This window comes from Rheinheimera sp., from assembly GCF_037442525.1.
Classification (GTDB): domain Bacteria; phylum Pseudomonadota; class Gammaproteobacteria; order Enterobacterales; family Alteromonadaceae; genus Pararheinheimera.
The window spans coordinates 1-14,978 of record NZ_JBBIQD010000019.1 but is presented as its reverse complement, the minus strand read 5'-3'; the positions used below and the strand labels follow the sequence as shown (position 1 = coordinate 14,978).

General features: G+C 53.8%; 20 protein-coding genes. 3 read left to right on the top strand and 17 right to left on the bottom strand.

From position 1 onward, the window contains the following. Positions 1–58: 58 nt before the first annotated feature. Genes WKJ03_RS17600 through WKJ03_RS17545 form a run of 12 tightly spaced genes read right to left on the bottom strand, consistent with a single transcriptional unit; the run spans position 59 to position 5,668 of the window. The gene (locus tag WKJ03_RS17600) at positions 59–289 is read right to left on the bottom strand and encodes a helix-turn-helix transcriptional regulator (RefSeq protein WP_337843554.1); all 231 of its coding nucleotides are present in this window, start codon (positions 287–289) and stop codon (positions 59–61) included. Beyond that, positions 289–663 carry a hypothetical protein gene (locus WKJ03_RS17595; RefSeq protein ID WP_337843553.1) on the bottom strand — a complete coding sequence of 125 codons (375 nt, stop codon included), beginning with the start codon at positions 661–663 and terminating at the stop codon, positions 289–291. Before WKJ03_RS17595 ends, WKJ03_RS17600 begins: the two co-directional genes overlap by 1 nt. A 22-nt stretch (positions 664–685) precedes the next feature. Next, positions 686–1,276: a 3'-5' exonuclease gene (locus WKJ03_RS17590; protein WP_337843552.1), complete on the bottom strand. Its 591-nt coding sequence runs from the start codon at positions 1,274–1,276 to the stop codon at positions 686–688. After that, complete coding sequence (locus WKJ03_RS17585) at positions 1,273–1,587, bottom strand: hypothetical protein (RefSeq protein WP_337843551.1); 315 nt, start codon at positions 1,585–1,587, stop codon at positions 1,273–1,275. Before WKJ03_RS17585 ends, WKJ03_RS17590 begins: the two co-directional genes overlap by 4 nt. A gap of 29 nt (positions 1,588–1,616) precedes the next feature. After that, entirely contained in the window at positions 1,617–1,805 is a 189-nt protein-coding gene (locus WKJ03_RS17580) for a hypothetical protein (RefSeq protein ID WP_337843550.1), read from the bottom strand. Then, positions 1,802–2,386: a hypothetical protein gene (locus WKJ03_RS17575; RefSeq protein ID WP_337843549.1), complete on the bottom strand. Its 585-nt coding sequence runs from the start codon at positions 2,384–2,386 to the stop codon at positions 1,802–1,804. The genes WKJ03_RS17580 and WKJ03_RS17575 overlap by 4 nt, the downstream gene beginning before the upstream one ends. Next, entirely contained in the window at positions 2,383–2,874 is a 492-nt protein-coding gene (locus WKJ03_RS17570) for a hypothetical protein (RefSeq protein WP_337843548.1), read from the bottom strand. Before WKJ03_RS17570 ends, WKJ03_RS17575 begins: the two co-directional genes overlap by 4 nt. Continuing rightward, the gene (gene rdgC / locus WKJ03_RS17565) at positions 2,861–3,859 is read right to left on the bottom strand and encodes a recombination-associated protein RdgC (RefSeq protein ID WP_337843547.1); all 999 of its coding nucleotides are present in this window, start codon (positions 3,857–3,859) and stop codon (positions 2,861–2,863) included. The genes WKJ03_RS17570 and rdgC overlap by 14 nt, the downstream gene beginning before the upstream one ends. Beyond that, on the bottom strand, positions 3,856–4,176 hold the full coding sequence (locus WKJ03_RS17560; protein WP_337843546.1) for a hypothetical protein: 321 nt from the start codon (positions 4,174–4,176) through the stop codon (positions 3,856–3,858). Before WKJ03_RS17560 ends, rdgC begins: the two co-directional genes overlap by 4 nt. Then, positions 4,169–4,459, bottom strand: coding sequence for a hypothetical protein (locus WKJ03_RS17555; protein ID WP_337843545.1), 291 nt, complete (start codon positions 4,457–4,459; stop codon positions 4,169–4,171). The genes WKJ03_RS17560 and WKJ03_RS17555 overlap by 8 nt, the downstream gene beginning before the upstream one ends. Further along, positions 4,446–5,072, bottom strand: coding sequence for a bacteriophage antitermination protein Q (locus WKJ03_RS17550; protein ID WP_337843544.1), 627 nt, complete (start codon positions 5,070–5,072; stop codon positions 4,446–4,448). Before WKJ03_RS17550 ends, WKJ03_RS17555 begins: the two co-directional genes overlap by 14 nt. Before the next feature lie 5 nt (positions 5,073–5,077). Continuing rightward, the gene (locus WKJ03_RS17545; RefSeq protein WP_337843543.1) at positions 5,078–5,668 is read right to left on the bottom strand and encodes a hypothetical protein; all 591 of its coding nucleotides are present in this window, start codon (positions 5,666–5,668) and stop codon (positions 5,078–5,080) included. 403 nt (positions 5,669–6,071) lie between these two features. On the opposite strand from WKJ03_RS17545, the gene WKJ03_RS17540 reads away from it, so the two are divergent. The 3 genes from WKJ03_RS17540 to WKJ03_RS17530 all read left to right on the top strand — a co-directional run bounded on the left by WKJ03_RS17540 (position 6,072) and on the right by WKJ03_RS17530 (position 11,631). Then, positions 6,072–6,704, top strand: a complete 633-nt coding sequence (locus WKJ03_RS17540) for a hypothetical protein (protein ID WP_337843542.1) — start codon at positions 6,072–6,074, stop codon at positions 6,702–6,704. A gap of 385 nt (positions 6,705–7,089) precedes the next feature. Continuing rightward, positions 7,090–11,085, top strand: a complete 3,996-nt coding sequence (locus WKJ03_RS17535) for a plasmid replication protein, CyRepA1 family (RefSeq protein WP_337843541.1) — start codon at positions 7,090–7,092, stop codon at positions 11,083–11,085. A gap of 15 nt (positions 11,086–11,100) precedes the next feature. Continuing rightward, positions 11,101–11,631 carry a hypothetical protein gene (locus WKJ03_RS17530; RefSeq protein WP_337843540.1) on the top strand — a complete coding sequence of 177 codons (531 nt, stop codon included), beginning with the start codon at positions 11,101–11,103 and terminating at the stop codon, positions 11,629–11,631. Positions 11,632–11,670: 39 nt separating this feature from the next. On the opposite strand, the gene WKJ03_RS17525 is transcribed toward WKJ03_RS17530, so the two are convergent. The 5 genes from WKJ03_RS17525 to WKJ03_RS17505 all read right to left on the bottom strand — a co-directional run bounded on the left by WKJ03_RS17525 (position 11,671) and on the right by WKJ03_RS17505 (position 14,797). Further along, positions 11,671–12,072, bottom strand: a complete 402-nt coding sequence (locus WKJ03_RS17525) for a DUF2528 family protein (protein WP_337843539.1) — start codon at positions 12,070–12,072, stop codon at positions 11,671–11,673. Positions 12,073–12,093: 21 nt separating this feature from the next. Beyond that, positions 12,094–12,411 (bottom strand): hypothetical protein, encoded by a 318-nt coding sequence (locus WKJ03_RS17520; protein WP_337843538.1) that lies wholly within the window; start codon positions 12,409–12,411, stop codon positions 12,094–12,096. Beyond that, positions 12,405–12,653: a hypothetical protein gene (locus WKJ03_RS17515; protein WP_337843537.1), complete on the bottom strand. Its 249-nt coding sequence runs from the start codon at positions 12,651–12,653 to the stop codon at positions 12,405–12,407. Before WKJ03_RS17515 ends, WKJ03_RS17520 begins: the two co-directional genes overlap by 7 nt. Further along, on the bottom strand, positions 12,650–12,829 hold the full coding sequence (locus tag WKJ03_RS17510; protein WP_337843536.1) for a hypothetical protein: 180 nt from the start codon (positions 12,827–12,829) through the stop codon (positions 12,650–12,652). The genes WKJ03_RS17515 and WKJ03_RS17510 overlap by 4 nt, the downstream gene beginning before the upstream one ends. A gap of 69 nt (positions 12,830–12,898) precedes the next feature. Then, a complete protein-coding gene (locus WKJ03_RS17505) occupies positions 12,899–14,797 on the bottom strand; it encodes a protelomerase family protein (RefSeq protein WP_337843535.1) in 1,899 nt (632 codons plus the stop codon). Positions 14,798–14,978 lie beyond the last annotated feature (181 nt).

Here is a 14,978-nt window from a genome sequence, read left to right as displayed (position 1 = left end):
AACATATAATCGCCTTTTTCTCATAGAAAAGGGGTACTTGTCAACAATGCCCGATAATTTATTGCAACTGATTATCCGGCGGGGCGGGGAAATATTGCACTACTTTGACCAGGCCTAAATCGCTAAGCATTTTCTGGGTCGGTGACTTCTTTCCGTTTACCACGGCAGAAATAAACGACGCCGATACACCATAATGATCCCCAGCATCTTTCTGGGTTTTAAACTTGCCTCGAAAGTGCCAGAAAAGCTTTTCACAAACCTGGGCTTTTGTTAGCGCTTCCCCTGTCATTATCTGCCCTGTGTTGTGTGGCGTTGTTGGTGGCCCTGGTGCTGGTGCTGCTGGTAACCGCCTTGTGGGGCCGCCTGCTGATAGCCGCCCTGGGCTGGCGCCTGGTAGCCACCTTGCTGGTTTTGGCTATCCCAGAATATCCGGCCTTCTTTGTTGGTGTCCAGAATGGTGAAGCCTGGGTAAAACTCCACGCTGTCATAACTGCCGCCGTTCTCACCTGGCCAGCGCGTCACCTCGCCTATGGTCATATATTTGTTTGCCATAACGGGTTTATTGCCGTTGTAAACCTGCTGGCCGTTTTCTTTCTTCGGGTATTGGCCAATGACAACGCGCAGCAGGCCTTTGTCCAGCGGGTAAATGGTTTGATTTTGCATCGGTTCTTCCTTCGTTAGTAAATCAGGCCGCCAGGCTCGGCGGCAGGGTATTGGTTCGGCGCTTTAATTCGCGCAGGATGGCGGACACATAGCGGACCTGGTGATAAGCGTCGTCCAGGGCGTTATGTGCCACGCCTTCCATTTTCAGTTCGTTTTTAGGGTCAATGTTCAGCAGGTCGCGCCCCAGGTCCACAATGTCACGACAGCCGCGGGCAGCATAGCGACCCCATGGCACCTGAAACCCTGCCGCCTTGTAACCGTTCGATAAAATCACCGGGTCAAAGTCGCAGCCATTGCCCCAGATGCGGCGCTTTTTGTACTCGCAGACAGTGGCCAGCCAGGCGTCAAACTCCAGCAGCACTTCCAGGAAAGACCGGGCTTTTTCGTCGCGGAAAACGGCGCGGGCTTCGTCGCTTTGCTTCATCCACCAGACCACCGCGCCAGGCTCAATGCCTGAACTGTATTTGACGGCGCTGGACAGAGTGATGGTCATATAGAATTCGGATCCGGTTTCGCCGGTGTACGGGTCGAAAGCAACGGCGCCAATGGCAACTATCGGGGCGTTTGAACCTTCCCCGGCGCTTTCCAGGTCAACCATAATATGGTTCATCATGCAGCCCCCTGGACGGCGCCCTGGGCGGCCTGTTTCAGTTCGGCCAGGTAACCGATAGGCCACCAACGGCATTGCCCGCCGCGGCTGTTCTTCGCCAGCAGGTTGGCGTTTTCCGCTTTATCCAGCAGCGTTTTAGCCTTGGCCATGCCGACACCTAAACGGCGGGCCACGTCGCCAGTCATGGGGCCATTGCTGGCAAAGAGTCGGTCACAGGCGCAGTGGGTTTGTGCTGCCCACTCTTTTGTCCTGGTAATCGTGGCGGCCTTTACCGCGGCCACCACATCGGCGCCAGTTATTGGCTGGTCTTTCATGGTCTTGCTTTCCTCGTTCATGGCCTGGGTTAGTTCATCAGGCCCAATAGTGCTTTTTTAATGGCAGCGGCGTGGAGTTCAGCCGCTTGCTTGTTTTCAATCATGTTGGCTGCAGAGCGCAAGGCGCAGACGGCATCTGATGGCGACAGACCAAGCTTTTTCTGCTCCAGGTATTCGACCAAATCATGGGCCAGCTGGGCATGTTCTAAGCTGTTCATGCGGCGACCCCGTGGCGGTAAATCATCATGTCCGGGATTGTGGTGCCTGGCGTGATTAAGTGGGACATGCCCAGCGGGATAGTCGGGAAGCGGTTGCCGTAGTCCCAAATAAACCACATGTATTCGCAGCTATCGCCTGACTTGCCTTTGCCTTTGACAAAGCGCGGGCGCGGTACGATTACCGGGTGCTTGTTCGGGAAGCCGACATGCTCCCAGAATTTGACCCGCTTCACCGTGCCCAGGTAGTTGGCCCGCTGCAGGTAAACCATGGTTCCGTCTGGGGCCAGTTCGGCTTTTGACTTCTGGATAAACTGCTCTGTCAGCGAAAAGGGCGGGTTTGTAATAATGACGTCCTGCTGACCCAGGTCAGCAGTTAAATAGTCCACGCCCAGGCGAATTTCGGCCCAGCTCTTTTGCTCTGCCGGTAACAGGATCCGGTCGTATATGTTGCCTTCGCCCTTGGCTGGCTCTAGGAAGCGGTCACCAGGGCGCAGGACCAAATGACGCAGCAGGGATTCCACCACGCCCACCGGCGTGGGGTAAGCTTCATTGTCCAAAACGTTGCCGTTCGTGCTGCTCATGCGGCGGCCTTCTCTTTCATGGCCTTGTGCTTGGCCAGGCCATAAACCTGGTCATAGCTCACCAGCGGGAAGCGTTCGCGCAATGCCTGCAGGCAGTCTTCGCGCAGGGCCGCAATGTTGCCCACCTTTGCAGAAATAGGGCCGTTTCCGTTTGACTCTGGGACGCCCTGATTTAAATAGAACTGGCGGGCAAAGCGGAAGGCCTGGCGGGCTTGCTCCGTCGGGAAGAAAAACTGATAAGGGCGGCCAACATACGCCAGCATTCCGCGTTCGTGGAAACGCTTTAAACGCGACAGCAGTTGGTGGCTGCTGATAATGTCTGTAATGCGGACCCGCTGGGCAATGTAAGACGCCAGGTTAAAATTAAACTCAGTATCACCACACACGGCGTATTCACCGCCGACGTAATGGTGCAGGGTCCGGTTAGCGATTTCGACCAGCTGGCGTTCAAAGATTAATTGCAGCAGGGGTTCGTCATACAGCTTCATTCGTTTTTTCCTTTACATCTTCCCAGGTGATCAGCCCGCCGAACGGGTAACCAATAGCGTTAAACAGTTTGATCAGCACACTGCTGACCAGGTAAGTGGCGGTTTTAAACTCGTGCTGGCCGCCTTCGTCGTCCAGGTCGTCCACTTGCTCCATAAACAGGCCGGGCAATTCCAGGCGCGACACAACCAGGCCCTGGGCATGTTTAGGGATATGAAAATTAAACGTCAGCGTGGGTTCGCCCGCTAACGGGTCGGAAAACAACACCAGGTCAATTTCGACCGGCAGCACGTCCAGGTCTTTAAACACCGCCTGCATAACCTCGCCGCGCAGGTCGGCGTTTTTAAACTGCACCATTTCACCGTCGCGGCCTTTGGCTTTCACGTTGCCAATGCTGCAGCGGTAAATCTGTTCGTGTTTTTCGTGGGTGTGGTTGCCACGCAGCCAGCGGGCCAGGATTTCGGCAGGCAACGCTTTGTAACGCGGAAGACGAACTGGCAGACTGCCTAAAGACTTTCGCAGATACGCCAGGGCTGATTCGGCCACCTTGTCGGACTTGGTAAGCACAATCAGCAGCTGGTCACGGTTGGAAATAACAAAAGTCGTGCGCTGGATTTTGACCGGGGCAAACGGCATCAGCTCTTTAATGATGGACTCTTTAATGTCGTTGCGCTGTTTCTTTGTCACCGGGTTGCCGGTGCTTTCTTCGATGTTCTTTACCTGCTTTTCCAGGCGGGCGTTAACGTCCGACATTTTGACGTCACGGCTGGCCTGCAGGAAAATGCCAACGGTCTGGCCTTCGTGCTGATACGTCAGCGGGGTGTCCGGGTCGTCGTTCATCGGGTAGAAGCCAGCGCCGTTGGCGGTATGCTCCCCGATAGGCTTATATCTGAATTGCTCCAGCTGCTGTTCGATGTTGTCCAGGGCCAGCGGCTGCTGCAGCTGGTAAAAGTTGGCGCCTGGGAAAAGCTCTTTAAATTTTCTCATTGTCTCCGACCTCTAAATGCTGAAAATAGCCAAGCCGTTAGGGATTGTTTTTTTACCGGCTCAGATACCTGAATGATTAACCCATGCTGCATACAGACAACAAACGCCTGGATAAGCTCTTGTTTTCTGACCGTCGGCTGGCGCTTGGCTGCCCGGTCCTGATTAATCTTAATAATTTTCGCTTCAAAGTCATGCACCTGGAACACATGACGGTCGCACAGCTCCACCACGTCCGGCAGGGCATAGTCCGGCTTTAAACTGTCCAGCGCTAATTCGCCGCAAATGTCGCACGTCGCGGGGTGGTATGCTTTACGCACTTTTTCTTCTCCTGGCTTCGTCCTGCTGCTCCCGGTAGTCTTTTAACCACAGTTCGGCAATGTGGGCATTGCCTGGCTTGTTCGACAGCGCCCACCAGGTCAGTGTTGCCTGTGGGTTGTCGGACGGGCCGGTGAAGAAAAAGCAGCGCGGGCAGACTAAAACATGCTGACCCTGGCGGGTGATCCGGTGCTGTGGGTAGCTGGGTTCGACTTTCTGGGGCCAGGCAAAGCACTGGCCACACAAACAAGCCACGTCGCATTCGATAGTCTTAACGTTTGACATTTTTCAGCGCGTCCAATGCTTTGTAATCCAGTTCGCGGTAAATGGCGTTTAACGCCGCCCAGCGACTGGCCCAGTGTTTTTTCCAGGTGTCGGGTTTCTTCTTTGCCAGCTCCCGCACGTCCTGGGGCTTGTAACGCGGCTGACCCTCGCGGACTTCTTCGCGGACATTCTGCAGCGCCAAAAACACCAGGGCCTGAATTTCTTTCAGCGTTTTTGCTGTCAGCTTTTCGTCGCTTAGGGCTGTAAATAGGCCATAGCAGTAATGGGTCAGGGCGGTGATAGCTTCCCAGTCGGTGCCGTCTTTGTACGCATAGTGGACCCAGTGGCGGCTGATGTCGTCCAGCTGGTTAATAGCCCGCACCATACGGGCGCAGGTAAAGGCGTTGTCCAGCAGGGGCATGGATGAGGTCATAAACCGGCGGCCCTGGGCGCCACGGATTGGCTGTACTTCAATTTCAACCGTCGTTACCTCGTCAATTTCTATTTGACGCTTGGGCTTGTTTTTAAAGCGGGGGCTGCTGTTGTCCGCGTAATCGGTTGTTGAACGGCCACGGATGGGCACAGCAAACGCCACCACAATTTCTTCCCGCAGACCTTCAACACAGAACCCCATGCCCGTTACTCCGTCGCAGGGGAAGCCAGCAGCATGTTATGAAACCGGCTTTTAAGGCCTGTCCCCTGGGAAAGGCGGTGGTATTCAGCAATAGCCGCGGCGATCAGTTCGTGCAACTCGTCCAGCATCTGCAGCACTTCGTCCGGGTTGTCGTTGCTGTCGTAAACGCCATCAGCGGCAGGGGCAGAGCTGCCCAGCACGTCCGAAAACTTGCGGGTCAGGTGTTGCAGGGTGGCTTTAACCGGTTTTTGCGACCGCGGTCGCACGTCCATCGGCACAAAATAACTGCCAATGACAGCCGCCAGGGCCTGGTTAATTTCGTCGCGGTATTCAACCGGCAGGGCTGCCAGCCAATGTAACTTTAGTTTCAGCGGCATGGGCTGGGCGCCGGTTAAAATGCGTTGGTACTTTTTGACGGCGGCGCCCACAAACTTTTCGTACTGATCAGCGTCTGAGTCTGGGGCGTCTTCTTCAATGCCTGCCTGTTGCAGCAACGGCAGCAGGCGGTCGCGGACAAACTCGGCGGCGCTGGTGCCGGTCGCGTCCATATAGATGCGCGTGGCTTCCAACAATAAATGTTCTTCATCTGTCCCCATGTCTGACACGGGACATTGTGATAAAGCAAAGTTACCAGTTAATATAAGTTCGATTCGACGCCACAGGGCCTTATAAGCTTCTGTTGCTTTGGGGTCTAGCTTGTCCAGTGCGGCAGCCGTGTGGTCAGAAGTCAACCTGCCAAAGGTTTTTACCTCTAATTCATATTGCCGCCCATCTGGCACATTCCCCCAGCCGTTAACGGATACGTGAGAAATGCCAAGAAAGGCCCCGGCTTTATGTTCAGAACCGAAATAAGCTATAAGGGCCGATTTGTCCATTTTTTGTACTTTCCTATTAACTTTAATTAGAATGCAGTGTAACTTTAGTTACAGCATAAGGAAAGGGTGACGGCGCTAAAAATTGTCGTTAAGCTGAACTAACAGGAAGTGTTAAGATATAGCCATGAAAATAATTATTCCGAACATATCAAAGCGTATTCTCGAAGAACGTACAGCAAGAGGCTGGGAAAGGCCTGATTGTTATACCCTTCGGAATTGGCCCCATGGCGAAGTCACGGACGACATGAAAATAGTCCCGAACCTTTGGACTAAATGGGAAGTACAGAACCCGGACATTTCACTGTCCAATTTAATAAAGATAGCCATGCTATTTAATATTTCATTGGACCAGCTGGTGTTTGGAAAATGCGGGGCGCCCTGGGCGGCCAGCACAAGCGAACGGCTGAAAATCACCGGCACCACCGGCGGCAGTGACTACGACGCCACCCTGGCGTTACCATCCCCGCACCCCAGCGCTTACGCGCTCCTGGTGGACACCAACGACCTGGGCGAAGCGGCCAAACAAGGCGACGCTTTAATGGTGGCGCCGCACCTGGATTTAATGCCGGGTGAACTTGTGGTTATAAAACCAAAAGACAAGGACAGATATATTACAAACTTGGTAGCAATTAGGGGCGGATCTGTATATTGTAGTGATCCAGTTGATCCGCAAAAACGATCCGTGCTTGCAATGGATGCGCTGGAATATGCCCACCCTGTTATTGCTCGCGTCAGTCCTTCCGGTATCAACCTGTAAACCTTGTAACTATAGTTAACTTTGGCATTGACTAGAGTTACACAATATCCGTATCATGCGTGGCCGATGATCAACAATCACGACGCCGCGCCGTATGATTAAATTTAATCAGGTAAGTGATTGATATATAAGATAAAAAACTAACATTAACCAAATTACAGACACAAAAAAAGCCAGGTGGTACTGGCTTGATTTGTAAAGCTTGGATAAGAGCCAAGCCGCTGAAAGAAGCAATTCAAAAAAAGACTGTGGCAGGTCTTCAGCGGCAATATTAGAGGCTCTTATGGCTTGTTGCAACCTTTTTTTAAGGTTGTCGTCTGTTTAATTAATAGACATGACAATGAACTATAAGAATGATGGCCTAGACATAAATCTAGTCCCGGCAATGCTGGACGTTTTAAGCCCGAACCTGTCTTATCAAGACTGGCAACTTATCGGGCGTTCCCTTTATTCCGAATTTGGCGATGAAGTCCTGGGCGAATTCCACGACTGGTCCAAGGGCGGAACTTCTTATTCAGACGAAGACTTTAACCGGCACTGGAAGAACATAGCCCGCAAGCACCAAAAGGTCACCATCGGGTCGTTTATCTATCTGGCTATGCAAGCGGGCTTTAAATTCCCGAAGAACGAATACACACCGGAACAGTTAGAAGAATTCAGAGCCAACAGGGAGCGGCGCAAGAAAGAGCAGGAAGCCCGCCTGAAAGAACTGTGGGCGGAACAAATGGCCACCCTGGCCAGCCAGGAAATTTACTTTAATGGCTTAAAAGACACTCAAACCGTCAAGCCGTCGCCGTTCCTGGTCAAAAAGAAAATGGAAGACGTCGGCCAGTATGTCACCGTAAAACGTGGCGCCGATAAATGGGGCCGCCCATTCGTTGCCCGCGCTATCTTCGACCAGCTATTTAACCAGGGCCGCTTCGGTGGCTTTGAAATGATCCTGGACAAGAAGAACAGCCACGGCAACGACAAATTTTCATCTGACGACGCAGACACCGAACACTGTTTTACGACTTTTGCTACCGCGGTAGCAAAAACAAAACCGGTCACCAAAATAATCATAGTCGGCGCCTTTGCCGATGCTTACGCCGTGTTCCTGGCCACCCAGGAAATTGTTGTGTCGCCGGTTGGTGAAGGCCAGATCCCACGTATTGCCGCCCAGCTGAAAAAACAGCACCCAGGCGCGGAAATCATCATAGCACCGGACAACGACAAAGCAGGCCGGGCAGTTATCGACGCAGCAGGCGGGCGCTGGGCGCTTCCAACTGCAGAAGGGGCCGACTGGTCAGACGTATATTTAACCGAAGGCCTGGACGCGGTAGCGGCCCAGGTTTCGCGTGTTCGTGGTTATGACCGCCAGGTTTCTGATGGCCGTTATATCCAGTGCCGGTTCACCCGCGGCATGAACCTGATTAAGGCCCCCATGGGGTCCGGTAAATCGACCAACGTTAAACAATTCATTGCTGACAACCCAGGCTTAAAAGTCCTGATTATCAGCCACCGCCGCCAGTTGCTTTCTGGTCTGTCTGGCGACCTGCAGGCGGACTACTACGAAGACATGATTACGAATGTTCGCGGCATTGACCCAAACATTTTACTGAAAGAATCCCGCCGCCTGGTTATTACCCTGGACAGCCTGCACCGGCTGCAGGGCAGTGAATGGGACGTGATTTTTTTCGACGAATGCGAACAAGGCCTGCGCCATTTAATCAATTCAGACATGGCCCACGCAGAAAACGCGCTGGCCCTGCTGGCTTACTTCCTGACGCATAGCCGTTACCAGATGCTGGCCGACGCCCGCCTGGGCGAATTGACCTGGTGGTTTACTAACTACATCGGCAAAGAGTCCGGCACGTACCACCTGAACACCTTTCAAAACGGTAAAGGCAAAACGCTGTATGTGTACGAAAGCCCGGCACACTTTAACGAAGACTGGCTGCAGCACACCATGGCTGGCGAGTGCAATTACCTGTATTCAAATTCAAAGCGCCAGGTAAAGACGTTCGGCAAAGAGCTGCAGAAGCTGGCGGCGCGGGTTGGCAGCAACGGCAAAGCCCAGTATTCCGGTAACCTGTTTATGGTTCACAGTGAACTGTCCGCCACGGCCCAGGTCCGCGAAACGCTGACCGCCCTTAAATACGTGGCCAAGCAAGACACTATCCGATTAAAGGCCCCGGTCGGCTCGGCCATCATGGCCAAGGTATTAAGCGGCCAGGCCTCTGTCAGCGTGGCCAAAGTGGACGAAGTGGGCGGCGTTGCTCTGTATGACCTGACCCGCGACCGCGCAGACGAAGACACAGTGATCGACCTGATGCTGGGCGCGGACGTGTTTATGCACCTGGACCGCCGGGCGACGTTGGAGCAAATAGGCTGGGAGCCGGTACACAATGGCCGCCGCCTGGTACTGCCTAAAGCCCTGGACAACATCATAGCGTCCCCGACGCTGGGAACCGGCTTTGATATTCCGCACCACCAGTTCGCCACCGTATACGGCCACCTGGTTTCCAACTCTGGCACCTCAGACGAAGCACACCAGGGCTTAAACCGCGCCAGGAACGTCAACACCATGCGCGTGTATTTAGACCCGGCAGAGCGTAACCACCCGACGGATCCCGACGTTATCCACCAGCTGGTTATTGACCAGTTAAGCCGGGAAACCTGCGACCTGCTGAAAATCGACTGGCGAACGGGCGAAGCCTCAGTGCGTGACCATTTCTTTGAGTCGCTTTACTGCCAGGCAAAAGCCCAGGTCAACAAGAGCCTGAACAACTTTAAAGGCGAATTCCTGCGCCAGGCCATCGAGGAAGGTTACAGCATTGTTCACGTTAAGAAGGACGACAAAAAGGCGTCATTCGGACAAGATGCCCTGGACGAAGCCCGCGAAACCACAAACCGCGAATTACTGGACGAACTGAACGACACCAGGCTGATCAGCGAAGACGAACTGACCGCGGCCCTGGCCAGCGGTTACGGCGCCACAGCGCTGGAAGTGGAAAAAGCCAAGGTGGTAAAAGACCTGAACTTGCGCGAAGCCAGCGCCCAGGACATTGACGAACTGCACAGCCTGGCCGTGGACGTTTACAGCCAATTTGCAGAACAAGGCCCATCACCAGAAGACACACCAGTGCCACGCCCAGAAAATGCTTTTGACGCGGTGGTAAATGCCCTGGCTTACAAACAGATTAAAGATCACTACGTTAGCCGCATCAAAAAACTGTCACTGCTGAACCTAAGCGACGACGCAGCCAAGGCGCTGGACATTAACAGCATCAAACACAGCCGGTCACGCACCAGCTGGCGACACATGAGCATCAAAAAGCGCCACATGGTCAAACTGCTGGGCGCTGCAGGCCTGGACGAACAACTGAACTACACCGGCAAGCAGTGGAGCAAGGGGCAGATTAACGACATTCTGCAGGCCTGGCTTAAACGCAATCAGGAATCGCTGTACAAATATTCCGGCGTTGCTCTGTCTGAAACCGCCTTTACTGACCCACTGCAGTGGCTGCATGGCCATTACCGCAGCTATGGCCTGATTGTCGAAGCCAAACCGAAACGACGCATTGCTGGCGCCCTGGTGAATCTCTACGGCCTGCAGGAACAAAGCCTGGCCCATGCAAAGGTCCTGGTTGAATTGCGTAACCGCGGTATTGAAGCGCACGTAAAAGAGCTGGACAGCCAGCTGGAAAATCAGCAACAGGAAACCGTCACACAGCCAGCTGCTGCAGCTGTGCCAAGTGTTCCACCTTGCCAATTATTTGTATATAACAATAAGGGTCAGGGTGGAACAGTTGAAGCCCCTCTGGATCCCTTTGCTGGCGCGGCTTTGGTGGTTGGATCCGAAGAAATCCCCAGCACCGAAAAACCCGGAAGATCCGCAGAGGCCGGAAAGCACCCCGGAACCCCAGAAACCCAGCAGGGCGTCGAAAGTGCGGGGCGGGCTGAATTTGAACGGGAGCTGCAAAAGGTTATGACGGTCAGCGGCACCGCCTGGGCAAAACTGGAAACGCCTGCAGTGGCCACTGTGGCCGACGTAGTGCGCCAGGCCCTGGGTAAGCCTGACCTGTCCACAGAAGACGCCCTGGGAGCTGCTGCAGGCGTGTTAAACGCACACGACGGGCATTACCTGGCGCACAACATCAAGCGCCAGCCAGTCCAGGCTGCGTTAAAAGCGCACCTGGAAGCGTCCCTGGAGCTGCCGGACGGTCTAATGGCCAAGGTGGCCACAGTTAGCCGCGGGGCAGGGGTTGGCGCCTTGCTGGTGGCGCACCAGCTGACCAGCGACGACTTGGCCCAGGTCTTTTTCGGTGATTTAGACGACGCCCAGCTGGGCGGCCTGCTGCAGGCCCTGGCTATCGACAACGCCAGACAGCTGGCATAACAGGAAGGTGACCGCATGGACCATTCAAAACTTAGCAACAAGTACATAAACCAGCTGGTGGCCGAACGGCTGGGCCTGACCGTCACCAGCTGGCCGACGGAATCGGACGCCGTGGGCACCAGGGACGGCGATATAGACTATTGCAACGTCCCGAACGACGCCTGGCCGGTTATGCTGGCCAACGCAATCAACGTTCGTTATGACACCTGTCAGGCGCACTTAGAAAGTTATTTTTACCCTGGGGCGGGTGTTGTTTCCTGCGCCAGGAAAGACATTTTCAGGGGTGCCATGATTCTGTTTTTGCGCCTGCCCATCCAGCTGCAGCACTCCTGGAGTCGCCCGGATGATGCCAGCGCCGGGGTGGAAGAATATCAGGCCTGGACTGGCACCCACGCGCTGAAAGTATGGGCCGACGGGAACGGGGCCTGGCACGGTCTAATCACGGAAGCGGAAACCTGGCGCCAGCAACGGCTTACCCTGGGGTCAATTGGTAGCCTGGCCGCCATGCGCCAGGTCGAACAGGCCTACTTAGCCGCCCAGGAATAAAAAAGCCCGCCAAGTGGCGGGCTGTTCTCCAGATTTACTTTACCAGCTTGGCCGCTTCGGCGCCGGTGGCATTTTCTCCAGGGTTTCGGTTTTGGCGCTCATGTCGTTGGCGTCAAATTGCACATTATCCACCGACAAAATAATGATGCCATGGGTTCCGTCCATCTTTGGCCAGCCCTCCACCCCGGCGTCGTCGTCCCAGTCAAAGCGGCTCATAACGCCCCAGGTGTTCAGGTCGTAGCTGACTTGCAAATTAAAACAGACGCCTGCCAGCATCTTTAAAACGGCCATCGTAATGTCGCCGTTTTCGTCGTCCACTCTCAGGTCGCTATCACTCCAGAAATTGTTAATTTCGTGCAGTTGTTCGTCCGTCATAATGCTGTGGTCTACAGCAAAAACCGCGGTAAAGTCGTTCCATTCAATGGTATATTTTTTAAACATAGTCAAACCCCTAATTTACTGTTAATTAAAGCCCACAATGGCGTCGAAAATGCGGCCCATGCGGCTGTTTCTGTTGACGCCAACCTGCCCGCGGATAAGCCACTGAAATGGCACCGTCAGCAGATACAGCGGCATAAACCAGATGAAGTTAAACCGCTGCAGCATTGTTCTAGCCGCCGGTTCGTCGTAACGATGCACCAGGTAATCGGTGTCGCTGTACTGGTCCCGGCCCATCAGAACGTCCAGCACGTCGTCCGCCGTCGGGTTCTCCTTGCCGGTGGCTTTCAGGACTTCCGACCGCGCCCACCAGCCTCGAAACTTTTTCTTTTTCTCTAACATGCCTTAACCTCAACAACTGAATATTTAAGCGGCTGGTCGTCGTCTTCCGGGTGGTCAACATCACAAACCAGGGTGTAAATGCCCTCCATGGGCTTGTCATGCTCTGGCAGGGATTCCAGCCAGTCTTCCGGGGTCACGTCTGAGATATGGCCATAAACCGCGTCCCATTCGTCCCCCAGCAGGCCTATGATGCAAACCCCGACCAAACCCACACAAAGGGTTATTTCTACTCTCTGAATCATGCCTGCAGCTCTCCTGCTGTTTCCATGGTCATTTTTACCCGGCGCATCTTGATCACCCCCTCCTGTACGGCCTTTCCGCCCAGGCGGTGGCACAGCGCCACCAGCACGTCGTCCGGCTGCTTTACTAACTGATAAAATGGCATTGCCCGTAATTGTGTATATAATGCGTCTGACATAATTGTTTCCTTAGTCGGTTTGATTGTGTGCTGGCCAGGCGGTTGCCGCCGCCTGGCTAACGTTCCCCTTTATTTCTTCTTCGCCTTACCCCCTTTTAGTTCGTCCTGATACATAGCCCAGGCCTGTTTCATTGCCGCCATTGAATCGTCAGCGGTGACCGTGTAAGTGTGCGTGGCGCCAGCCAGGTCAAATTCTGCCAGATAGGTGCCGTCGTCGTTTTTGTGCGGCGCTTTGAAGTGCGGGCGCTCTGCCGGTTGCGGCTTCTCCTGGGCGACTTTCTTCGCCTTCGCCGGTGTCGCTTTTACTGGCGCTGGTTCGGCTTCCGGCTCGTCGTGTTCTTCCACCTGGTCAGCACCCTGGGCCGCTTCCACGTCTTCGTCAGACGCCAGAATGTCCGCCAGGGAATAATCCAGACCGATGGCGCCCTTTACCACTTCCAGGTAACGGTTTGCAGAGTCCAGGCGGGTGCCCTTGCCGCGGCGTATGGTGTTAGAAATCACCTCGGCGGAAGGGTTTGCCCGGACGTAATCTTTAACCCACTGGTGGATTGCCTGCATGGCCTTTGAAGACAGTTCCGGGTGGTCGTCCAGCTTTTCCAGCTCGGTGAAGCGGTCTTTTTCTTCGTGTTCTATCGTCTTCCACTGCTTGCCCAGGTTGCGGAATTTAATGTGCTTGTAATGCTGCTGCGCGTTTAGCTCTGAGTGTCCCAGCAGTTCCTTATAAAACACGTCGGCGTCCATCTTTTCCCAGCGCGGATCAGCCTCAAAGAACAGGTCATAACATAGCTTGCCGTAAATGGCCCGCGTGTCTTTAAAGACCCAATCCCGCCCAGGGATGCCGGTTGTTAATCCAGCGCCCAGCATGAACCGGCGCATAAACTGATTTAGCGGACCCGCCACCCGATTATTGACCAGGCGGTTTTTTTCGTAGTGCCTGGCTTCGTCCAGCTCGTTCAGCGCCTTTACCGTCGAATAGTCGCGCAAGCGCTCGACCGCCTGCAGCACAAAGTCCGCATCGATCAGGCTGTAAATTTGAAAGCGGTTTTCATAGTCAACGCCGCCGCGCTCTTTAGCCTGGCCGCTGAACCAAAGCCGATGCTGGTCGATTTTTTCAAACTTACCCTGCAGCAGCACTTCAATGGGACGGCGCCCAGTGGCAAATGCGACCGCGGTCGCAATAGCTTCCCAGGTCCAAGTCTCGTTAATGATTTTAGGGTTAGCCAAGTATTCAACATGGGCCATCAGCGCCTTATAGTCGATATGGATAACGCCGCCGCTTTTCTTTCTGTCCAGCGCCTGGGCCTGCTGGTTTTCCACCTTCTCTTTTTTGACGACCGGCGGCTTTAGCCAGCGCATTACTTCATGGTCAATTTTCAGCCCGCTGACGGCTTCCTGCAGCGATTCCGCAGCGGCCAGCTTTTCCTTTAGCGTTTCCAGTGCCTGGGTGCGCTTCTCTAAGGTCCGCTGTTTTAGGTGCTTAACGTCGCTTTCCCAGTCCTGGTAGCGCTTGCTTAGGGTGGTCAGTTGGCTGGGGTAGTCGGCCTGGGATGGCTTCAAATATCCGAGTTCTTTTAACAGGTGTTCCGCTGCCTGGCACTTCACTTTCAGCGCCTGCAGGCCTTCACGAAAAGGCACCAGGGGCAGGCCGTTTAATGCTTCCAACTCACTGGCAAACAAAGGGTTACTTTCAATCAGCTTGGCCATGCTCTGGTCGAAGCTGTGGTGAAATAAACCAAGCTTTGTTACCTGTGCCCTAATTTTAGACGTGTAAACAATGCCGGTATTAGGCTTTATTTTCGCCCGCTTACCGAACAGGGCATTAACCGCTTTAGTTGCCAAGCCTTTGAATTTACGGCTTTTAACCGTGATAGATTCGTTTGTGGCTTCCACTTCTTTAATGCCATTAATCAGCGCTGTTACCACTTCATCCAGCAGCATTTTGCTTTGTCTGGTTTCAATCTCTGTCATGCCATCCACCTTATTTAAACGTTACCAACCAACTAAGCACAAGTGTAGCACAGATTAACGTTACCGCAAGTGCAATTTACAATTTATTTGTTAGTTAGGCGGTAACGTACTGTTTAGTTTAACGGTAACGTTTTGCGTTACCAAGTACTAATTTAATACGTATTAAATTAGTACTTGGTAA

Coding starts and splice junctions, on each gene's coding strand:
- WKJ03_RS17590 (WP_337843552.1), bottom strand. CDS start 1,276: ATGATGAACCATATTATGGTTGACCTGGAAAGCGCCGGGGAAGGTTCA.
- WKJ03_RS17535 (WP_337843541.1), top strand. CDS start 7,090: ATGCTGGACGTTTTAAGCCCGAACCTGTCTTATCAAGACTGGCAACTT.
- WKJ03_RS17585 (WP_337843551.1), bottom strand. CDS start 1,587: ATGAAAGACCAGCCAATAACTGGCGCCGATGTGGTGGCCGCGGTAAAG.
- WKJ03_RS17505 (WP_337843535.1), bottom strand. CDS start 14,797: ATGACAGAGATTGAAACCAGACAAAGCAAAATGCTGCTGGATGAAGTG.
- WKJ03_RS17525 (WP_337843539.1), bottom strand. CDS start 12,072: ATGTTTAAAAAATATACCATTGAATGGAACGACTTTACCGCGGTTTTT.
- WKJ03_RS17595 (WP_337843553.1), bottom strand. CDS start 663: ATGCAAAATCAAACCATTTACCCGCTGGACAAAGGCCTGCTGCGCGTT.
- WKJ03_RS17515 (WP_337843537.1), bottom strand. CDS start 12,653: ATGATTCAGAGAGTAGAAATAACCCTTTGTGTGGGTTTGGTCGGGGTT.
- WKJ03_RS17520 (WP_337843538.1), bottom strand. CDS start 12,411: ATGTTAGAGAAAAAGAAAAAGTTTCGAGGCTGGTGGGCGCGGTCGGAA.
- WKJ03_RS17575 (WP_337843549.1), bottom strand. CDS start 2,386: ATGAGCAGCACGAACGGCAACGTTTTGGACAATGAAGCTTACCCCACG.
- WKJ03_RS17570 (WP_337843548.1), bottom strand. CDS start 2,874: ATGAAGCTGTATGACGAACCCCTGCTGCAATTAATCTTTGAACGCCAG.
- rdgC (WP_337843547.1), bottom strand. CDS start 3,859: ATGAGAAAATTTAAAGAGCTTTTCCCAGGCGCCAACTTTTACCAGCTG.
- WKJ03_RS17540 (WP_337843542.1), top strand. CDS start 6,072: ATGAAAATAATTATTCCGAACATATCAAAGCGTATTCTCGAAGAACGT.
- WKJ03_RS17600 (WP_337843554.1), bottom strand. CDS start 289: ATGACAGGGGAAGCGCTAACAAAAGCCCAGGTTTGTGAAAAGCTTTTC.
- WKJ03_RS17555 (WP_337843545.1), bottom strand. CDS start 4,459: ATGTCAAACGTTAAGACTATCGAATGCGACGTGGCTTGTTTGTGTGGC.
- WKJ03_RS17530 (WP_337843540.1), top strand. CDS start 11,101: ATGGACCATTCAAAACTTAGCAACAAGTACATAAACCAGCTGGTGGCC.
- WKJ03_RS17550 (WP_337843544.1), bottom strand. CDS start 5,072: ATGGGGTTCTGTGTTGAAGGTCTGCGGGAAGAAATTGTGGTGGCGTTT.
- WKJ03_RS17580 (WP_337843550.1), bottom strand. CDS start 1,805: ATGAACAGCTTAGAACATGCCCAGCTGGCCCATGATTTGGTCGAATAC.
- WKJ03_RS17545 (WP_337843543.1), bottom strand. CDS start 5,668: ATGGGGACAGATGAAGAACATTTATTGTTGGAAGCCACGCGCATCTAT.
- WKJ03_RS17510 (WP_337843536.1), bottom strand. CDS start 12,829: ATGTCAGACGCATTATATACACAATTACGGGCAATGCCATTTTATCAG.